Below are 17344 nucleotides of genomic sequence, written 5' to 3'. Positions count from 1 at the left end.
CCCCCCGGAGAGAATGTGAATCTATGGCCTGTTTCTCCGGAGGACAGACAATAGCGCTCCTGAGCTCTTGTTCACTTAAAAGTCTTGTTCATTATTAATGAACAGTGCTATTTTGTGAACATAATGTTGGAGAGGCTATGAAACCATCAATCAACGAGCGCGCATTTCTAAGCCAGGCAATCCGCGCGTTCCATCAAGAGACAGGTTTAGACTTACACCCTACTGTCGAGAGTGAAGTGATGCCCTGCTCTGATGGCCTCATTCTTGAACTGGGCGATACGGGCATCCAGTACAGCGTTGAGCTGAAGCGCTGGGCGCAGCAGGCGAATATAGGCACTATTGTCGCTCAGCTACGGCGAATGCCGCCGCCCGCATTGCTGGTCGCTGATTACGTAAACCCGAATATGGCAGACCGCCTTCGAGAAGCCGGCGCACAGTTCATTGACGCCGCCGGCAATGCTTATCTGAACGAAAAGACATTCTTCATCTTCGTAAAAGGTAATCGCAAAAGGCCGGTTCATGCATCAGCAAGGAAAACCTCCCGAGCCTTTAATTCATCTGGTTTAAAGCTGATTTTCAGTTTTCTAATGGACCCTCATCTGGTCGGTGAAACTTATCGAAAAATGGCAGAAGTCAGCGGTGTTTCCCTCGGAGCCATCGGCTGGGTTCTGAATGACCTGAAAGACAAGGGCTATGTTCGAGAACATGGAAAGAAGGGCGCAAGGTCACTTGAGAACCCTATGGGGCTGCTTGATCGCTGGGCCGAGTCCTACCCGGAAAAACTGCTACCCGAGTTGGACATGGGGCTATTTCAGGCAACCTCTGCGATGCCGTGGAAGAAAATCCGGCCGGAGCTTCTGGGTGGGTGTTGGGGCGGGGAAGTTGCCGTCTCTCGGCTGGGCAACTATCTGTCGCCTGCCCAGGGGACTATTTATCTGCCCCGAGAAAAGCTGAAAAGCTTGGTGATGGAATATAGGCTTCGTAAAAGCCCGGGCAATTCACCCAATACGTCCGAGACATTGCAGATCAACGAGAAATTCTGGCTCGCTGATTCACTCAACGTAAACCAAACTCCTGGGATTGCCCCAGATATTCTTGTCTATGCTGACCTCCTGATGACCGGCGACTCGCGTAACCTGGAAGCAGCGGAGCGGCTTTATGCCCAGATTAAAGATCGATTCCAAGAATATTGATCCGACTCAATTGAAGACCTACGGAGCCATCAAGTGTGTCGCCGTGGATCAGGATGTGCCATTCATCATTGTCGGCGCCTCCGCCCGTGATCTGGTAATGCATCACGCCTATGGAGCACCCATTCAACGGGCAACAATGGATATCGATCTTGCCGTTCAGGTCCCGGATTGGGCTGATTTTGAACGCATCCGCGATAGTTTGATTGGCAAAGGTTATACCAAAACCGATCTCCCTCATCGTTTGCACGGCCCGAACGGCGCACCCATCGACATTCTTCCTTTTGGAGCTGTTGAAAGTGACGATTCAGTTATTCAATGGCCGCCTTCTGGCGAAGTGCAAATGAGCGTGGTCGGTTTTCAGGATGCCCTGAATAACGCCGACTGGTTGATGATAGCAGCAGAGTCAGAGTCAGAGTCAGAGTCAGAGTCAGAGTCAGAGTCAGAGCTGGAGTTGCCTGTTGCCAGTCCTCAGGGATTGGCCCTTCTGAAACTGGTGGCCTGGTCCGAAAGAGATGCGCAAACAAGACGCAAAGACGCGGCCGATATCGCTTATCTGGCATCCAACTATGAAAATATTCCTGGCCAGATGGACCGGCTTTTCGAACAGCATGAAAGCATCCTCGAAGCCTACGGCTGGGATACGAGACTTGCGGGCGCTCAGTTGCTCGGCAAGGAAACGGCACAGATTGCCAACAAATCAACGATGAAAGTCCTGCGACGCCTGCTCAGTAAGGATCTGATTGCCAACCTGACTAGGGATTCGGGCAACACGTGCGGCGATTTCACCGAAGAAGTTGTGTCAGCGTTTATTGGCGGACTTTTTGGCTCAGAAGTAACAAATGTACAAAATTGACTCAGAAGCCAACCGCATAACACCAATGGCGGTAACTTCTCAGAATGCAAGATTTTAGAGCGAAATCACTGTCAGGAATGGCTCGAAAACGCTCCCGAAGCCTTCGGCGAAGAGCTTCCGATTATCCAGAAAGAGTTCGACGGTTTTGAAGATACCCGTGGACGCCGAGATTCACTTGTTCTCGACAAAGACGGCAACCTGGTCATTATCGAAAAGAAGCTGGATGACATCCGATCGTTATGTGGTCTGGCAGGCGCTGAAGTACGGCGGCTACTCCGCGAATCTGAGCAGTTCCTAGCGCCTGATATTCGTGGCGGCTAAATTCCGCAAAGAAGTCACCAATGTGGTGTTATGGCTCAGCCAGTTCTGATTGCATTCTCTTCCTTGCGCTTGTCTTCTACCGCCTGACACGGCCGGTTTCCTCCAGAAAACGGCAAAAAGGGGTAGAGGCGCAATCAGGTTTAGGTATCGATGCCATTCGCAATCTGATCAAAGCCAATCCCCTGGAGGCCGCGTTGATGGCGTTCGCAGTGGGTATCGCAGAGCAGAAGGATCCCAGGCTCAAATCATTGCTGATGGAAGGTGGCATGGTGCTGATGAAACGGGCCGAGTCGTCTGACCCCGACCGGGTCGTTGCATATAAGACTCCCGAGAACGAGAGTGAAACCAAGCCAGATTCTAATACCCCTCAATAAGTCAAAGTTGTTGTTTTTTCGAGGTTAATTGCGGATTATGGGATCTTAGTCCGGGTTTAACCCGGTAGGGCAGGAATTCCTAGCCCGGATTTCTCATGAAGGGATAAAAAGAAGCGGCTAAAAGTGCTATAGTTTCAAGAACCTAACCAATCCACCAAGCACCAGTAGCCGCATCCAAAATGGTACCTCAAAAACTGACCTTCTCGCCACTCTCCCGCCGCCAGATTGAAGCCGATTTCTCCGGAGGCCATATCACCTCGGATGCCGGTGTGTTGTTACTGCGCGAAGTCGACAAACAACACCGGTTAACCCAACGGCTGGCCGAGACTCTGACCGACCAGCGGGATCCCCGGATGATTCGTCATGGGCTCAACACCATGATCCGGCAGCGCGTCTACGGCGTGGCCAGCGGCTACGAAGATCTGAATGATCATGAAGCGCTTCGCTTTGATCAGGCACTACAAACCGCCACGGGTAACGCCTCCGCTCTGGCTGGCAAATCCACGCTGTGCCGAATGGAACAGGCAATGGACCGGCAAACCATTGTGAAGGCCCATGAGCTGCTCTGGCACCACTTTATTGAACAACACGAAGAGCCGCCGAAGGAAATCGTGCTGGATTTTGACGGCACCGATATCCCGGTGCATGGGGATCAGCCGGGTAAATTCTTTAACCGGTATTACGACCATCACTGCTACTTCCCGCTTTACGTCTTCTGCGGCCGGCACTTGCTGGTGAGCTATCTGCGCACCAGCAACCGGGGTGATGCCCGGCACAGTTGGGCCATTCTGGCGCTGCTGGTGCGATTTATTCGCCAGTATTGGCCACAGACCCGGATCGTATTCCGGGGCGACTCCCACTTCAGCAAGCCCCGACTGCTGGCCTGGTGCGATCGCAACCAGGTGGATTACATCGTAGGCATGGCCCGCAACCAGCGGCTGGAGGCGCTTGCCGCCCCAGCCATGGACAAAGTCCGGACCTACTACGAGGCTCATGGCCATAAGCTCGCCAGCACCTTCCGCTTCCGCTACAAAGCCCGAAGCTGGCATAAGCCACGCTGGGTGGTTGCGCGCCTGGAATATGGCCCTCAAGGCCCGAACCCCCGGTTCGTTATCAGCTCCCGCTACGATGACGGATTCAAGCTCTACTACGAACAGTATTGCGCACGGGGTGATATGGAGAACCGGATCAAGGATCAACAACTGGATCTGTTTGCCGGTCGCACCTCCAGCACACACTGGTGGACCAACCAGTGGCGGCTGATCTTATCCGGCTTCGCCTACACCCTGTTCGAGCGTTTGCGGGTGCATCTGAAAAACACGCCCTTCGAACGTATGAGTGCCGGCACCTTGCGCTTGAAGCTGATCAAGGTTGGCGCAGTCATCATCCGCAACACCCGCCGAATACGGGTGTTGATGAGTGATAGCTATCCACACAAGAACGATCTCTCAGCACTGGTTCAGCGCTTGGTGCCCCAGTAGATAATCGGGCTCCCCCGGCCCGATACCAATGGGGGAAAGGGGGAGTTGTGCCTGAATGCCGGAAACTGGCTAAATAATCGCCAACTTCGACCATGACCACTCGGATCTGGCACTACCAGGCTTGGTCTGCGAAGGTTGTTGGAGCACTATGAGAAATCCGGGCTAGTAGGGTGAGTTCAGGTAATTGATGCATATTCCGGCCCATCATGAACACCCATTCCGGACGAACGTGAACACCTATTCTGGTTCAACGTGAACAGTCATTCTGGTCGAAGATGAACACTTTTCGGAAATTTCCGGAATCGGTGTTCACCATGCCGGAATCGGTGTTCACGTTCAACCAGAATCCTTCTTAACGCATTGTTTATTCAACCGCTTGCTACTCTGGTTCTTTTTTTGGGAATCAGGGTCATGGCAGCAAAGAGAATTCCAATGCGCAAAATAAGAGAAGTGCTTCGCCTGAGGCTGGAAGCCGGGCTTTCGATCCGGCAAATCAGCGCCAGCACCAAGACCAGTGTCGGGGCTATCCAGAAGCTCCTGACCCGAGCCCAGGCTTTAGAGATCACCTGGCCCTTACCCGAGGATCTGGACGATGGCCGCCTGGCGGCCATGCTCTATCCCGGTGCTGACCCCACCAGCTCCAGCCGCTATCAGGTACCGGACTGGTTGACCGTCCATCAGAGCCTCAAACACAAGGGCGTTACCAAGCAACTGCTATGGGAGGAATACACCGCCCAATACCCCAATCGCTGTTACAGCTATTCTCAATACTGTGACCGCTTCCGGCACTGGCAAAAGCAGCAAAGGCGCTCTATGCGCCAGATCCACAAGGCCGGTGAAAAGTGCTTCATTGACTACTGTGGCCCCACCGTTCCGATCATTAACCCGCAAACCGGCGAAATCCGCACGGCCCAGGTGTTTGTCGCCGTGCTGGGGGCTTCGAATTACACCTATGCGGAGGCCACCTGGAGCCAGGGCTTGCAGGACTGGTTGATGAGTCACGTGCGCACCTTTGAGTTTTTTGCGGGTGTTCCGGAGATGATTATCCCCGATAATCTGCGTAGCGGTGTCAACAAAGCCTGTCGGTACGATCCGGACCTGAATCCCAGCTACCAGCAACTGGCGGCGCACTACCAGGTCGCGGTGCTGCCTGCGCGGCCCTACAAGCCCAAGGATAAATCCAAGGCGGAGGTGGGTGTACAGGTTGTTGAACGCTGGATACTGGCGCGGTTGCGCCACCACACCTTCTTCACCCTGGCCGACCTGAATCAGTGCATCCGGTCCCTGCTGGACGACCTGAACAGCCGACCATTCCGAGCGCTGCCAGGCAACCGGAAGGAGGCCTTCAAGACGCTCGACCAGCCAGCCCTGAAGGCGCTACCCAAACACCCCTATGAGTACGTCGAGATCCGGCGTTGCCGGGTCAACATCGATTACCACATCGAGTTCAGCCAGCACCACTACTCGGTGCCGCACCAGTATGTGGGCGAGCAGGTGGACCTCCACGCCAGTGAGCGACTGGTACAGATCTACTTCCGGCAACGACAGATCGCCAGCCACCCACGCAGTCATCAGTACGGCATCACGACCGAGTCAGGGCACATGCCCACCCGCCATCAAAAACAACAACAGTGGTCCCCCGGCCGGCTTAAGAACTGGGCCCGGGACATCGGGCCGGACACCCTGATCTGGGTCAGTGACCGACTGGATGAGCGGGAGCATCCGGAGCAGGCCTACCGGGTCTGTCTTGGGCTACTCAATCTGAGCAAGGAATATCCCAGCGAGCGCCTTAACGCCGGTTGCCGCATTGCCAACCGCGAAGGCCTGGACCGGCTGAAACACATCAAGGCCATTCTCCGGAGCAACCGGGACAAGTTGCCCGAACAACTGCCCTTGCACACAGAACTGCCCCAGCACCACGAGAACATCCGTGGCCCGAAGAGCTTCCACTAGGATACCCGCATGAACACCTTGCAAACCCTGACACGATTGAGAGATCTGAAGCTCGGCGGCATGGCTGCCGCCCTGGAACATCAACAAAACCAGCCGGGAACTTATGACGAGCTGTCGTTCACCGAACGCCTGGAGCTGTTGCTCGACCGGGAGTTCCAGACCCGGGATCACCGCAAGCAGGATCGCCTGGTGCGTCAGGCCCGCTTCAAACTCCGGGCCTCGGTTCAGGACATCGACTACCAGCACCCACGCAATCTGAAGAAAACACAGGTAGCCCAACTGGCCCAGACAGACTGGCTCGAACGGGGTCAGAACCTGTTGATTACCGGCCCTTGCGGCAGCGGCAAAACCTATCTGGGTTGCGCCGTGGGGCATCAGGCCTGCCTCAACGGCCTCAGCACCCGGTATTACCGGATCTCCCGATTACTGCTGGAACTGACCCAGGCCAAGGCCGATGGCACCTACCAGAAAACCCTCAGCCAACTAGCCAAAGTAAAGCTGCTGATCCTGGACGACTGGGGGCTGGAAGCTCTGAAACCTGCACACCGGAACGACCTGATGGAGATCATGGATGACCGTCACGGCACTCACTCGACCATGATCATCAGCCAGCTACCCACCGATCAGTGGTACGCCGCCATCGGCGATAACACTCTGGCGGACGCCATTCTGGATCGGTTGATGCACAACGCTCACCGCTGGGCTCTGAAAGGGGAATCGATGAGAAAGCGACTTCAGGAAATTGACTGAACGTGAACACCCAGGGTACAAACTCCGGTGGGTGATGCGTTAAGAAAAAAGGTGTTCACGTTCAGCCAGAACGGGCGTTCACGTTCGCCGGAATATGCAAATTGAAAGGCAACTTTCGATTTCCATGGAATGAAAGGATATTTGAACTCATTAGGAGGAACGCCCTATGAATTCCGCAATCCGTATTACCAGCGCCGCACTGTTCACAGCCTCGCTTGTTACTGCGCCCGTCGCTTTAGCTCAGAGCAACGCGGAGAGGGACCAGTCAGGCCCCTATGTCAGCGGCAGTTACGGTGGCTACAAATCACACGGCGGCGAGTTCGAGGATGAAAACGATCTGCTTGGCGCCGCTGTCGGCTACCAGTTCAATCCGTTTTTTGCCCTGGAGGCCGAATACATTGATTTCGGCAACTTTGGCGAGGACGAGGTTGAAGGCAAGCTGAAAGGCTTTGGCCTGAGCGCTGTTGGCCGTCTGCCTCTGACCGATAGCTTCGGCGTCTATGGTAAGGCCGGCGCGTTTGCGTCTGCGTTTGATGTTGATGCATTCAACGCAAGTGAAACCTACGATGAAGTATCGCCCTTTGTCGGCGCCGGTGTGGATTTCCGGGTAACGCCCGCGCTGACGGCATTCGCGGAATACAATCGCTACAACGTCGACATTGATAAAGAGGACTTCAACGGCCAGGTAACCAACAGCGGTCCGGAGTTTGATACCGGTCGGGTCGGCCTGAAACATCAGTTCTGATGAGTGCAGGGCGCAGCGCGGGGCTGCGCCTTTCTCTTTTACTGAACGTTTTCCTGCTCGCCAAACTGGCCGGCGAATAACGCTGTGGAAAGATAACGCTCGGCGGTATCCGGCAGCACCACCACGATGTTCTTGCCCTGGTACTCCGGCTGCTTGCTGATGCGTACCGCAGCCGCCACCGCTGCGCCGCAGGAAATGCCGCAGAGAATGCCCTCTTCCTGCATCAGCCGATGGGCCATGTCCATGGCGTCTTCGTTGGTAACCGTCTCCACCTGGTCAACCATTTCCAGATCCAGATTCTTGGGCACGAAGCCCGCACCGATGCCCTGGATCTTGTGGGGCGCCGGCTTGATGTCTTCGCCGTTCATCATCTGGGTGATCACCGGTGAGTCGGTAGGCTCGACGGCAATGGTGGCGATCTGTTTGCCCTTGGTGCCTTTGATGTAGCGGGAAACGCCGGTCAGCGTGCCACCGGTGCCCACGCCCGCCACGAAGATATCGATTTCACCATCAGTGTCTTCCCAGATTTCCGGGCCGGTGGTGTCCTCGTGGATTCGGGGGTTGGCCGGGTTCTGGAACTGCTGGGGCAGGAAATAGTTATCCGGGTCTGACGAGAAGATCTCTTCGGCCTTGGCGATGGCACCCGGCATGCCTTTGGCAGGTTCGGTCAGCACCAGTTCTGCTCCCAGTGCCTTCAAGACCTTGCGACGCTCAAGACTCATGGAAGCGGGCATGGTAAGGATCAGTTTGTAGCCCCGGGCGGCTGCCACGTAGGCCAGGGCGATCCCGGTATTGCCGCTGGTGGGTTCCACAATAGTCATGCCCGCCTTCAGGGTACCGCGCTTCTCGGCGTCCCAGATCATGGCAGAGCCGATCCGGCACTTAACGGAATAGGCCGGGTTTCGGCCCTCAATCTTGGCCCAGATCGTGGCGCCGTCGTTCACGCGGTTCAGTCTGACCAGTGGGGTATTGCCGATGGACAGGGAATTGTCCTCGTAGATACGAGCCATGGCGTTCTCCTTGTTACTTTGTTTTTATTCAGTCTAGCACCACTCAGGAACCCACTGAGCGCGCTTCCAGCCGGTTGCGACCGTTCTGCTTGGCCTGGTAGAGCGCCTGGTCTGCCTGTCTGAGAAACTCTGCTGGCGAGTCGTCGGGGCCCGGTACGCCAGTGGCAAGGCCAATGCTGATGGTGAGGTGAACGTTGTGTTCTCCGCATACCGAGCAGCTTTTTTCGACGTGTTTGCGGAAGGATTCCAGCCGGTTACGAATTTCGGTACTGTCATCATAGCTGGCGAAAATAACAAACTCTTCGCCACCGAAGCGCGAGAGCCGGTCGGTTTCCCGCCGGAAATGTTTGCGCATAAGCTCTGCCAGTGTTTGCAGGCAGATGTCGCCCGCTTCATGGCCGTAATTGTCGTTGATCCTTTTGAAGTGGTCGGCATCCACCATGGCCACTGCGAAGCCAGAATGGTGGCGCTGGCACCACTGAAAGCTCTTTCGGAATTCCTGATCAAAGTAGCTTCGGTTGCCCAGTCTGGTGAGGTCGTCTGTCACGCTGAGCCGCGCGAGTGTCTCGTTGGCGTCGGTCAGGTTTTTGTTGAGCCGGTTCAGCTTGCGGTTCCAGTAAACCAGAAGCAGAGCAATCAATATGGCTGCGATTGAAAGCTGCCAGATCAGCGTGTAATCAACGGACTGCTTGAGACGGATGTTGCGCCACTGCCTCTCGAGATCTTTGCGTTCCTGCGCGGTCAGGCTGGATACCAGTTTTTGCATGATTCCCAGGACGACAGGCTCGTCTTTCCGTGTGGCGACTGAAAGCGACCAGTCTGCCGGAATGCGGCCGATGACTTTCACATCCGCAAGGCCCAGCTCCTGCATGTAATAGCTGGCTGTTGCCAGAGTTGTAATATAGCCGTCCAGGTCATGGTTCTGTAGTTTACGTAGGCCCATCTGCTCGTTGGCAACCTCGATCAGATTGAGGGAGGGGTAGCGACTCTGAAGCAATTCTGCGAAGGCATAGTCTTTGACAACGCCGACTCTTTGTCCGCGCAAGTCCCCGACCCGCTCAATGAAGGGGGCTTCAATCCGGCCAAGCACAACTGTCGGTACCTCGAGATAGGGTTCGGTAAAGTTCAGGAATTCTGACCGCTCCGGAGTTTTCATGGCCATGGTGAAAATGTCGCATTTGCCCTGCCGGGCTGCTCCGATCGATTCGGTCCAGCTGTCGGTGCGCACCAGCTCGAACCGAACCGGTGCCCGTGAGGAGAATAACCGGGCCACTTCTGCGGATAAGCCTGCGTGGTTGCCCTCTTCGTCTATGCCTTCGAGCGGGAGCCAGTTCGGATCAATACACATGTTCAACTGGTTGTCGTGGACCTTGAGCCACGCCAGTTCAACCGCATTCAGGGAAACCTCACCCGTTTCCTGTAGCTCCAGGTCTACGCTCGCGCCCAGCCAGCGGCTTTCGATGGTGTGCATCTCTTCGGGGGAAATTGCAGCCAGCGCCTGATCGAGTATGTCTGCCAGGGGCGCGAGACCGGGCCTGACGCCAAACCGGAGGTCTTCCCCGGACTGTCCCTCGATAACCAGCTCTCCCGCGATTCTGACGCCTGGTATGCCCAGCTCCCGGATCCAGAAGTTGCCGTTGGGAAGAGCAGCGAGTACAACATCCACTTCGTCTCTGGCCAGAGCCTGGAACATGGCATCCTGGGTCGTAAAAATCCGGGCGTTGTTGCCGAGGGCCTGGGTAACAGGCTCTTCGTAGTAAATGCCGGAGCCGAGAGCAACGCGTTGGTCCTTCAGGTCTTCCAGGCTTTGAATTCTTAACGCGGGATCCCGGGTAAAGGCGACGTTGGGTATGGTGTGGTAGGGCTGGGTAAATCGGGTGAAGGCCTGACGATCAGGCCGGAAAGACATGTTAGCCAACACGTCAATCTCGCCATCGCGGAATAGTGGGAGTAGCTCTATCCACTGGCCCTCGACCGGTATTACCTGCAGCCCGGTCAGATCGGATATCCGGCTCAGCACGTCTACGCTCAAACCGTGAATTCGAGTTGCGCTCTCGAAACTGTAAGGTGCGTAATCCCGCATCAGACCAACGCGCACGGGGCCGGTTTCGGAGATGAATTCCTTTTGATCTGGTCCCAACGAAAAGCTGGTGCCCCGGGCTAAGCTATTGCCTCCCAGTTCCTGCCAACGCTGAAGCAGTTCGTTGATGCGTTTCGCCGGAACCTGCTCCAGGCCAGAGGAAATCCTCTGGTACAGCTCGCTCTTGGCTTTCAGAACACCAATTCGAAAATCTTCGGTCGCCAGATCACCGAGGGGGGCGGTGCCGGCAATCTCAAGAAAACCGAACCCGGCCTGGTTGGCATAATAATGCAGCGTCAGCCGCGGCCCGATAATGACATCCACCCAACCAAATGCCAGAGCGCGAATGAGGCTGTGGACCGAATCATAGCTCGTCAGGGATACACCCTGTGCATCGAGTGCTTCGCGATAGTAGACGTCGCGCACTATACCTACCCGAAGTCCCTTCAGATCCGAGAGGGTGCGGATGTCCCCCAGTGGCCTCTGGTTGTTGTGCATCAGATAGGTCTGGCGAAGGTGGTAGGGCTCTGTGAACAGGATGTTTTCTGCCCGCTCCGCACTGAACGAGATGCCGTCGATAACATCCAGCTCGCCCCGCAAAAATGCATCGTAGATTTCCGGCCAGCTGCCAGCGCGAAATCGGAAGTTCAGATCGGCATTTCGGGCGACCTCGCGAAGCACATCAACAGAAAAACCGGAGGCGCCGGGACCATCGTCGAACGAGAAGGGTTTGTTGTCGCCCACGATGCCGACAGTCACGGTGTCGTCGGCCTGTTCGGACATCGCCAGTGGGGATGCGAGTAAAAGGCAAAGGGCCCAGAGGACTGTCGCGGCCACGCTCCGGTATCGAGTTTCTTTGTGAGTATCGGAAGTCTTCATCGGCGAGCCGGCGATCCTTTACAGCTTCGACTTAAGTGTAGCCTTAACCGACTCGATTGAACATTACTCAGGTGCTCACTTGGCGGCCGGTGTAATCGGAGAAGTCCGGCTTTTTCGGATGATGCTGGTCGTCTGTCATGTACGCCGAGGTAAGAATGAATTCGGCAGTTGCGCGGTTGCAGGCCACGGGAATGTTCCAGAGCGCGGCAATGCGCAGCAGGGCCTTGATGTCCGGGTCATGGGGTTGCGGTTCCAGGGGGTCCCAGAAGAACACCAGCAGGTCGATTTCGCCCTCGGCGATCTTGGCGCCGATTTGCTGGTCGCCGCCCAGCGGACCGCTAAGCAGGCAATGGATATCGTCCCGCTCCAGGTTATCCCGAAGCAGCCGGCCGGTGGTGCCGGTGGCGTAGAGTTTTAGCGGGGCGAAGCGGGTGCGGTTTTCGGAAACCCAGTCCACCAGTTCCTTTTTCTTGTTGTCGTGTGCCACCAAAGCGACGGATTTTACGGCCATTTGGGGTAAAGTCTCCTGTTATCGAGGTTTATACGGTGTCAGTGTTTCACAGGCTGGCCCGGTTCGGAATAGGAAAGAGGTTTATGTCCGCTACAACATCGTTTGACTGGCAATCCACACCGGCGGCTGTCTGGCGTCGGCATCGGTCGGGGCTGCGCGCCATCCGACGGCTCGATCCGGTGCAATGGCAGGATCTGAAGGGCATCGACCGACAGCAGCAGGCTCTGGCCCGCAATACCGAACGGTTTCTGGCCGGTGAACCCTCCAACAACGCGTTGCTCTGGGGCTCACGCGGCACCGGCAAGTCGTCGCTGATCAAGGCGCTGTTGAACCGCTACCAGGAGCGTGGGCTGCGGATGATCGAGGTGGACAAGGATGATCTGGTCAACCTGCCGGAAATTGTCGATGAGATCTGCGAGCTGCCGTTCCGGTTTGTGATCTTCTGCGACGACCTGTCGTTTGACGTTGGTGAGTCCAGCTACAAGGCCCTGAAAAGTGTACTGGAAGGTTCCCTGGAACTGCCCCCGGAGAATGTAAGGGTGTATGCCACCTCCAACCGCCGTCATCTGATGCCGGAGTTCATGTCCGATAACCTCAAGAGCGAAATGCGCGACGGTGAGCTGCACCCGGCCGAAGCCATCGAAGAGCAGGTGTCCCTGGCGGACCGGTTCGGTCTTCAGCTTTCGTTCTATGCGTTTTCGCAGGCTGTGTACCTGCAGGCGGTGGACGCGCTGTTCCCCGACTTTGATGACCGGGAAGGCCTGCATCGGGAGGCGATCCGCTTCGCCACTGCCAAGGGCGTACGCAATGGTCGCACGGCCCAGCAGTTTTACCGGCAGTTTGCCGGCGAGCAGGATCTCGGCAGGCTGAAGTAGCTACTGCCGTTTTGCCATCTTGATGAAGTGATGGTGGACCACCCGAACCCCGAGAAACACCAGGGTCATTACCACCGGAATGGCGATGCCCAGAACCAGGGTCTTGTTGAAGACAACACCGGCTTCGTAAACCGAATCCAGCCCGAATTTGAGCAGGCCGATCAGGTAATAGGTGATGGCCACCACCGAGAAGCCTTCCACCGTATGCTGCATCATCAACTGGATCTTGGAGCGCCGGTCCATGGAACTGAGCAATTGCTGGTTCTGGCTCTGGATGGCCAGTTCCACCCGGGTGCGCATCATGTCCGAGGCCCGGTCGACCCGTCGGGAAAGGTCTTCCAGCCGTTCGCTCACCGCTTCGCAGGTTTTCACTGCCGGAGTCAGCCGGCGGGTCATGAATTCGGTCAGGGTCAGGTGGCCGGAGAGTTCGTCTTCCCGTAATTCCTCCAGGCGGGTCAGTACCAGCCGGTGATAGGCGCGGGTGGCAGAGAAACGGAACGTGGAGTGGGCCCGGAAGGCCTCGATACGGGCCGCAATGTTGGTCAGCTGGGCCAGCAGTTTTTCTTCGTCGACATCCTCGTTTTCCGCCAGTGACCGGGTGATCACGGCCAGTTTCTCGTCCATGTCGTTCAGGGACGGCGTGATTTTCCGGGCAACGGGGAGTGCCAGCAGTGACATCAGGCGGTAGGTTTCGATTTCCATCAGGCGCTGGGTCAGACGGCCCAGCTGGCTGTCCGACATGTGGTGGTTCATCACCATGAACCGGCCAAAGCCGTCACTGTGTAGCCGGAAGGTGCCCCATACCCTGGCGGCACCCTCCTGGGGACTGCTCCCGACCAGTCGCATGCCTTCGAAGTGCTTGCGTACATAGTCCAGGTCGCCTTCGGTTCCGTCAGCGGCGGGCCGGACTTCCAGGTGGAATGCCGCAATCACTGTACCGGTCAGCTGTTCCAGCCACTCCTCGGGCAACGGTGTAATGCCGGTCTCGCTGAAGGGTGTTTCCTCACCCGCAGCCAGGTTGATAAAGGTGTAGGACGCGAATTCCATGTGCATCTCGCGACGTACCCGCAGGGCACCGAAGGTATGTTCAAAGCAGCCCACCTCGTTCTCCGGTACCGGATGCCCCATCAGCCGATGGAGTTCCTGCAGGTGCCGGAATTGTTCCTGCCGTTGCTCAGGTGTTGTCAGAACCGCCATCTGGGTAACCCGCGCCGGTGTCGGTAGCACCTGGAACGGCCTTGAGTGCAGCTCGTTGTAGAGATCGTTCCGAAGCGGGTGAATGTCGAGGGATTCCAGGCGTGCGCTCACGGCAGGGTGGTCCTGTGGTCAAGAGTGGATAGCTGGGATCATAACCCGGAAGCACACACCGTCAATGCCACCTTGGGCGCGGTTCCGGGCTTCCACATGGGCACCATGGTAGTCGGCAATCAGGTTGACAATGAGTAGCCCCTGTCCAAGGTGGCCCTGTTCCTGGCCGTCCCGCATTGAAACGAAGGGGCTGAAGATGTCAGTTGTTGTGTCTTCGGGCAGCGTTGAACCCTCATTGAAGACCGACAGACACAGCCCTTCCGAAGTTGTTTCCAGGCCTACCTCAATCAGTCCATCCTGTGGTGTGAAATCCCGGGCGTTATCCACCAGCTTGTCGAGCAGTTGCACCATCAGTTCTGGCGAACCCGTGATCTTGCAGCCTGCCTGCGGCCCCGAGTAGCGGATCTGATGGCTGCTGTCGAGGGCCTGATACGCAGCGGTTGCTTCTGCGGCCACCTCCGCCAGATCGAACTGTTCTTTATCCGCATGGTCCAGGCTCTGCTCCAGACGCGCCGCTTCGCTCATGCCATGGAGTATCTGCCGGAGGCGTTCGGTGGCGGAAGCGGCCCTTTCGATGTATTGCCTGCGCTCTTCCTCCGAATCGCTGTGGTTGAGGTTTTCCAGCGAGGAACGAACCACAGCGACAGGTGTTTTAAGTTCGTGAGAGAGTCGCCGGGAGAAGCTTTCCAGGTAGCGGTTGTACCCGTGGAGACGATCCACCATCAGGCTGAAGTGTCGCTGCAACTGGCCCAGTTCGTCCTTGCTTCGGGCATCCGGCACTCTGCCCGTGATCCGGCCGTCTTCATCAATACTGGCGCTGACAGCACGCTGCAGCCGGGTAATCCGCCAGGACAACCAGCTGGCATAGCCAAGCAGAACCAGGGTGAGAGCGACAATGATGAGGGTGCTGCGGGCAATGACCGAGCCGAGGGCAGAGCCGGAGAGGGTAAGAAGCTGATCCAGCGACTGCTCCAGAATCAGCGTGCGGCCACCGAAAACCTCCCGGGTGGTCAGCAGCCAGACGCTGTCATCTTCATGACGGACCAGGCTCGTTTCCGGTAGCGCCTCAACGTCCACACGGTTGGTGTCGGTTTCGATTGAGGTGGGTTCTGGCTGGTAAAGGCGCACCAGGCCCCTGAGTGCATTGAGACTGATCTTTTCGATCACCTGCACCGGGCTGAGACTATCGAACTCTGGCGCTGTGACGGCTGAGTCAGCCTGTTGTCTCGCGATGACCCATCCGGCCGGTTCAACCAGTCGGGCCTGCTGGCCGGGGTTAAGTTGTGGTTCCAGCTGTCGCTCCAGGGCGAGATTTCGACTGACCAGCACCGGCAATGGATCAACCGACGTGGAGACGCCGGTTACCTGATCACTGCCCCATAAGGCCGCAAAACCCAGGCGGCTGCGGTCGACAGGCATGGGCAGTTTCAGTTCCAGCTGCCAGCCATCACCGGCGCCCTGCAAAAAGCCGGAGAGGCGATAGTCAGGCTGGCCGCCTTTCTCTTCAAGGCCATAGAGCTGGCCGGGAGCCGGTGTGCGCAGTAACCAGGACTGCCGGCCGGATTCCTGGGCCAGGTTGCCGCCTGAGGGCTCTAGCCAGAGCCTCAGCCGGTCATGGGCCTGTTCCGGGCTGCCGGGATTAAAGAACACGGGTTGCCTATGGCTAACGCGAATTAGCAGGTACAGGTTCCGTCTATCGGTAGCGGCCTGCCATTGCAGAGCCGTTTCCCCGGCTTTGCCGCTGGTGACCCTTTGCCAGTTTCTGGTCTGGTTTGCCTCGTCATATCCTGGCCAATCGTCAGCGTAACCATCCAGGTTCAGGTTGCCGGCAAAAGGTTCCACGTAGATGGCGGGCTCACCGGGCCGGACCACCGGCGTACCGATGATCTGATCGCCGGCAGTCGCGGCCAGTCTTTCGGCCTGGGCCTGGAGTTGCTGCCGGGCCTGTTGGCGAAGGGCATCGTCCAGCTCCAGAACAAACTGAAGGCCCGCCCAGGGGATCAGCAGCATCAGAAGGCTGGCAACGAACAGCTGGCGCTTGAGATTCAAGACTCAGACCTCACGGGCGTTCCACCGGTAGCCCATGCCGTAGGCGGTCTGTATGCCGTCAAAGGTTGCGTCAATCTGCTGGAACTTGCGGCGGATACGCTTGATGTGGGAGGTGACCGTATTGTCATCCAGCACCGTGCTTGCGGCTTCCATCAATTGTTCCCGGCTGCGGACATGGCCGGGGTGCTGAACCAGCGAGTGCAGCATCCAGAATTCAGTGACGGTCAGGTCGATGGGCGTTTCATCCCAGGCCACTGTCATGCGATCCACATTGAGGGAGAGTTTGCCCCGCTCGAGCACCTCGTCCGGTTTCTGCAGGGCTTCGGCCCAGGCGTCGGCCCGCCTGAGCAGGGCGGTAACCCGGGCCAGCAGGTGGTCCAGGCTCATGTCCTTGGTGACGTAATCATCGGCCCCAAGGCGCAAACCGTGGACGGAATCGATGTCGCTGTCTCGGGCGGTCAGGAAGATAATCGGCAGGGTCTGGGACAGTGACCTCAGATCCTGGCACAGGGCGAAGCCACCCTCCGGCTCATCGCCCAGGCCAACGTCGATGATGGCCAGGTCCGGCAAGGACTGCCGCAACACCTGCCAGGCCGACGACCGGTCGCCATGGGCGGTCACGCGATAGCCACGGCGCTCGAATGCGGCGCGGTAGTTGTCGCGGATGGCGGGTTCGTCTTCGATCAGTACAACGTGTTTCTTCATGGTGGCGGCTGCTTCCCGTTGCCGGTGTGTGCCTATTTAACCACGGCAGGTGCTGATAACAAGCGCGCAGGTCGTTGTTGCCATAATTCATCATTTTTTGAGGGTGGTTTGTCGCTTTCTGCCATGGGAGTTCCTCTCCGGATTGCTGAAATGGCGGTGTTTCGCACAGTCATGCAGTCACAAGGATTCTCTCATGATGCTCTCCAATTCTCTCTTGCAGCTCTACTCGACTTCTTCTGATAAGAGTCTGCCGCCCG

Annotated in this window: 14 protein-coding genes; 8 read left to right on the top strand and 6 right to left on the bottom strand. The window is 57.1% G+C overall.

The annotated features are described in order from the left end of the window. Positions 1-137: 137 nt before the first annotated feature. The 7 genes from AC5JQH_RS08565 (at position 138) to AC5JQH_RS08535 (ending at position 7670) form a co-directional block, all read left to right on the top strand. Positions 138-1193, top strand: coding sequence for a type IV toxin-antitoxin system AbiEi family antitoxin (locus AC5JQH_RS08565; protein WP_039882122.1), 1056 nt, complete (start codon positions 138-140; stop codon positions 1191-1193). Beyond that, positions 1159-2046: a nucleotidyl transferase AbiEii/AbiGii toxin family protein gene (locus tag AC5JQH_RS08560; RefSeq protein ID WP_493805490.1), complete on the top strand. Its 888-nt coding sequence runs from the start codon at positions 1159-1161 to the stop codon at positions 2044-2046. Before AC5JQH_RS08565 ends, AC5JQH_RS08560 begins: the two co-directional genes overlap by 35 nt. Before the next feature lie 341 nt (positions 2047-2387). Further along, positions 2388-2741, top strand: a complete 354-nt coding sequence (locus AC5JQH_RS08555; protein ID WP_008175757.1) for a hypothetical protein — start codon at positions 2388-2390, stop codon at positions 2739-2741. A gap of 179 nt (positions 2742-2920) precedes the next feature. Beyond that, positions 2921-4222 carry an IS1380 family transposase gene (locus AC5JQH_RS08550; protein WP_493805489.1) on the top strand — a complete coding sequence of 434 codons (1302 nt, stop codon included), beginning with the start codon at positions 2921-2923 and terminating at the stop codon, positions 4220-4222. A gap of 411 nt (positions 4223-4633) precedes the next feature. Continuing rightward, positions 4634-6175: an IS21 family transposase gene (gene istA, locus AC5JQH_RS08545; RefSeq protein WP_092033748.1), complete on the top strand. Its 1542-nt coding sequence runs from the start codon at positions 4634-4636 to the stop codon at positions 6173-6175. A 9-nt stretch (positions 6176-6184) separates the two neighbouring features. Beyond that, a complete protein-coding gene (istB, locus tag AC5JQH_RS08540) occupies positions 6185-6925 on the top strand; it encodes an IS21-like element helper ATPase IstB (RefSeq protein WP_053113077.1) in 741 nt (246 codons plus the stop codon). A gap of 166 nt (positions 6926-7091) precedes the next feature. Continuing rightward, positions 7092-7670: a porin family protein gene (locus tag AC5JQH_RS08535; RefSeq protein WP_008175760.1), complete on the top strand. Its 579-nt coding sequence runs from the start codon at positions 7092-7094 to the stop codon at positions 7668-7670. A gap of 38 nt (positions 7671-7708) precedes the next feature. On the opposite strand, the gene cysK is transcribed toward AC5JQH_RS08535, so the two are convergent. From cysK to AC5JQH_RS08520, 3 genes are all read right to left on the bottom strand, one after another. Further along, a complete protein-coding gene (gene cysK / locus AC5JQH_RS08530; protein ID WP_008175762.1) occupies positions 7709-8680 on the bottom strand; it encodes a cysteine synthase A in 972 nt (323 codons plus the stop codon). Positions 8681-8723: 43 nt separating this feature from the next. Next, positions 8724-11639 carry a transporter substrate-binding domain-containing diguanylate cyclase gene (locus AC5JQH_RS08525; RefSeq protein WP_493805488.1) on the bottom strand — a complete coding sequence of 972 codons (2916 nt, stop codon included), beginning with the start codon at positions 11637-11639 and terminating at the stop codon, positions 8724-8726. Positions 11640-11706: 67 nt separating this feature from the next. Next, on the bottom strand, positions 11707-12150 hold the full coding sequence (locus AC5JQH_RS08520; protein ID WP_491712999.1) for a methylglyoxal synthase: 444 nt from the start codon (positions 12148-12150) through the stop codon (positions 11707-11709). Between the two features lie 83 nt (positions 12151-12233). Between AC5JQH_RS08520 and AC5JQH_RS08515 the strand changes: the two genes are divergently transcribed. Further along, positions 12234-13025: an ATP-binding protein gene (locus AC5JQH_RS08515; RefSeq protein ID WP_008175767.1), complete on the top strand. Its 792-nt coding sequence runs from the start codon at positions 12234-12236 to the stop codon at positions 13023-13025. Here AC5JQH_RS08515 and AC5JQH_RS08510 read toward each other — a convergent pair whose 3' ends face one another. The 3 genes from AC5JQH_RS08510 to pdsR are packed head-to-tail and all read right to left on the bottom strand — an operon-like array spanning position 13026 to position 17087. Next, complete coding sequence (locus AC5JQH_RS08510; RefSeq protein ID WP_288367531.1) at positions 13026-14333, bottom strand: DUF3422 family protein; 1308 nt, start codon at positions 14331-14333, stop codon at positions 13026-13028. An 18-nt stretch (positions 14334-14351) separates the two neighbouring features. After that, positions 14352-16382 carry an ATP-binding protein gene (locus AC5JQH_RS08505; protein WP_008175771.1) on the bottom strand — a complete coding sequence of 677 codons (2031 nt, stop codon included), beginning with the start codon at positions 16380-16382 and terminating at the stop codon, positions 14352-14354. 3 nt (positions 16383-16385) lie between these two features. Further along, entirely contained in the window at positions 16386-17087 is a 702-nt protein-coding gene (pdsR, locus tag AC5JQH_RS08500) for a proteobacterial dedicated sortase system response regulator (RefSeq protein ID WP_008175773.1), read from the bottom strand. Between the last annotated feature and the right edge of the window lie 257 nt (positions 17088-17344).

Source organism: Marinobacter sp. H13 (assembly GCF_059072335.1).
Note: the sequence above shows the minus strand (reverse complement) of the source record. Positions and strands in the feature narration are given on the sequence as shown.

What these genes read in the sequence shown, in the direction of transcription:
- AC5JQH_RS08535 (WP_008175760.1), top strand. Translation starts at nt 7,092, where the DNA reads ATGAATTCCGCAATCCGTATTACCAGCGCCGCACTGTTCACAGCCTCG.
- AC5JQH_RS08560 (WP_493805490.1), top strand. Translation starts at nt 1,159, where the DNA reads ATGCCCAGATTAAAGATCGATTCCAAGAATATTGATCCGACTCAATTG.
- AC5JQH_RS08550 (WP_493805489.1), top strand. Translation starts at nt 2,921, where the DNA reads ATGGTACCTCAAAAACTGACCTTCTCGCCACTCTCCCGCCGCCAGATT.
- AC5JQH_RS08565 (WP_039882122.1), top strand. Translation starts at nt 138, where the DNA reads ATGAAACCATCAATCAACGAGCGCGCATTTCTAAGCCAGGCAATCCGC.
- AC5JQH_RS08520 (WP_491712999.1), bottom strand. Translation starts at nt 12,150, where the DNA reads ATGGCCGTAAAATCCGTCGCTTTGGTGGCACACGACAACAAGAAAAAG.
- pdsR (WP_008175773.1), bottom strand. Translation starts at nt 17,087, where the DNA reads ATGAAGAAACACGTTGTACTGATCGAAGACGAACCCGCCATCCGCGAC.
- AC5JQH_RS08515 (WP_008175767.1), top strand. Translation starts at nt 12,234, where the DNA reads ATGTCCGCTACAACATCGTTTGACTGGCAATCCACACCGGCGGCTGTC.
- istB (WP_053113077.1), top strand. Translation starts at nt 6,185, where the DNA reads ATGAACACCTTGCAAACCCTGACACGATTGAGAGATCTGAAGCTCGGC.
- AC5JQH_RS08555 (WP_008175757.1), top strand. Translation starts at nt 2,388, where the DNA reads ATGTGGTGTTATGGCTCAGCCAGTTCTGATTGCATTCTCTTCCTTGCG.
- cysK (WP_008175762.1), bottom strand. Translation starts at nt 8,680, where the DNA reads ATGGCTCGTATCTACGAGGACAATTCCCTGTCCATCGGCAATACCCCA.
- istA (WP_092033748.1), top strand. Translation starts at nt 4,634, where the DNA reads ATGGCAGCAAAGAGAATTCCAATGCGCAAAATAAGAGAAGTGCTTCGC.
- AC5JQH_RS08525 (WP_493805488.1), bottom strand. Translation starts at nt 11,639, where the DNA reads ATGAAGACTTCCGATACTCACAAAGAAACTCGATACCGGAGCGTGGCC.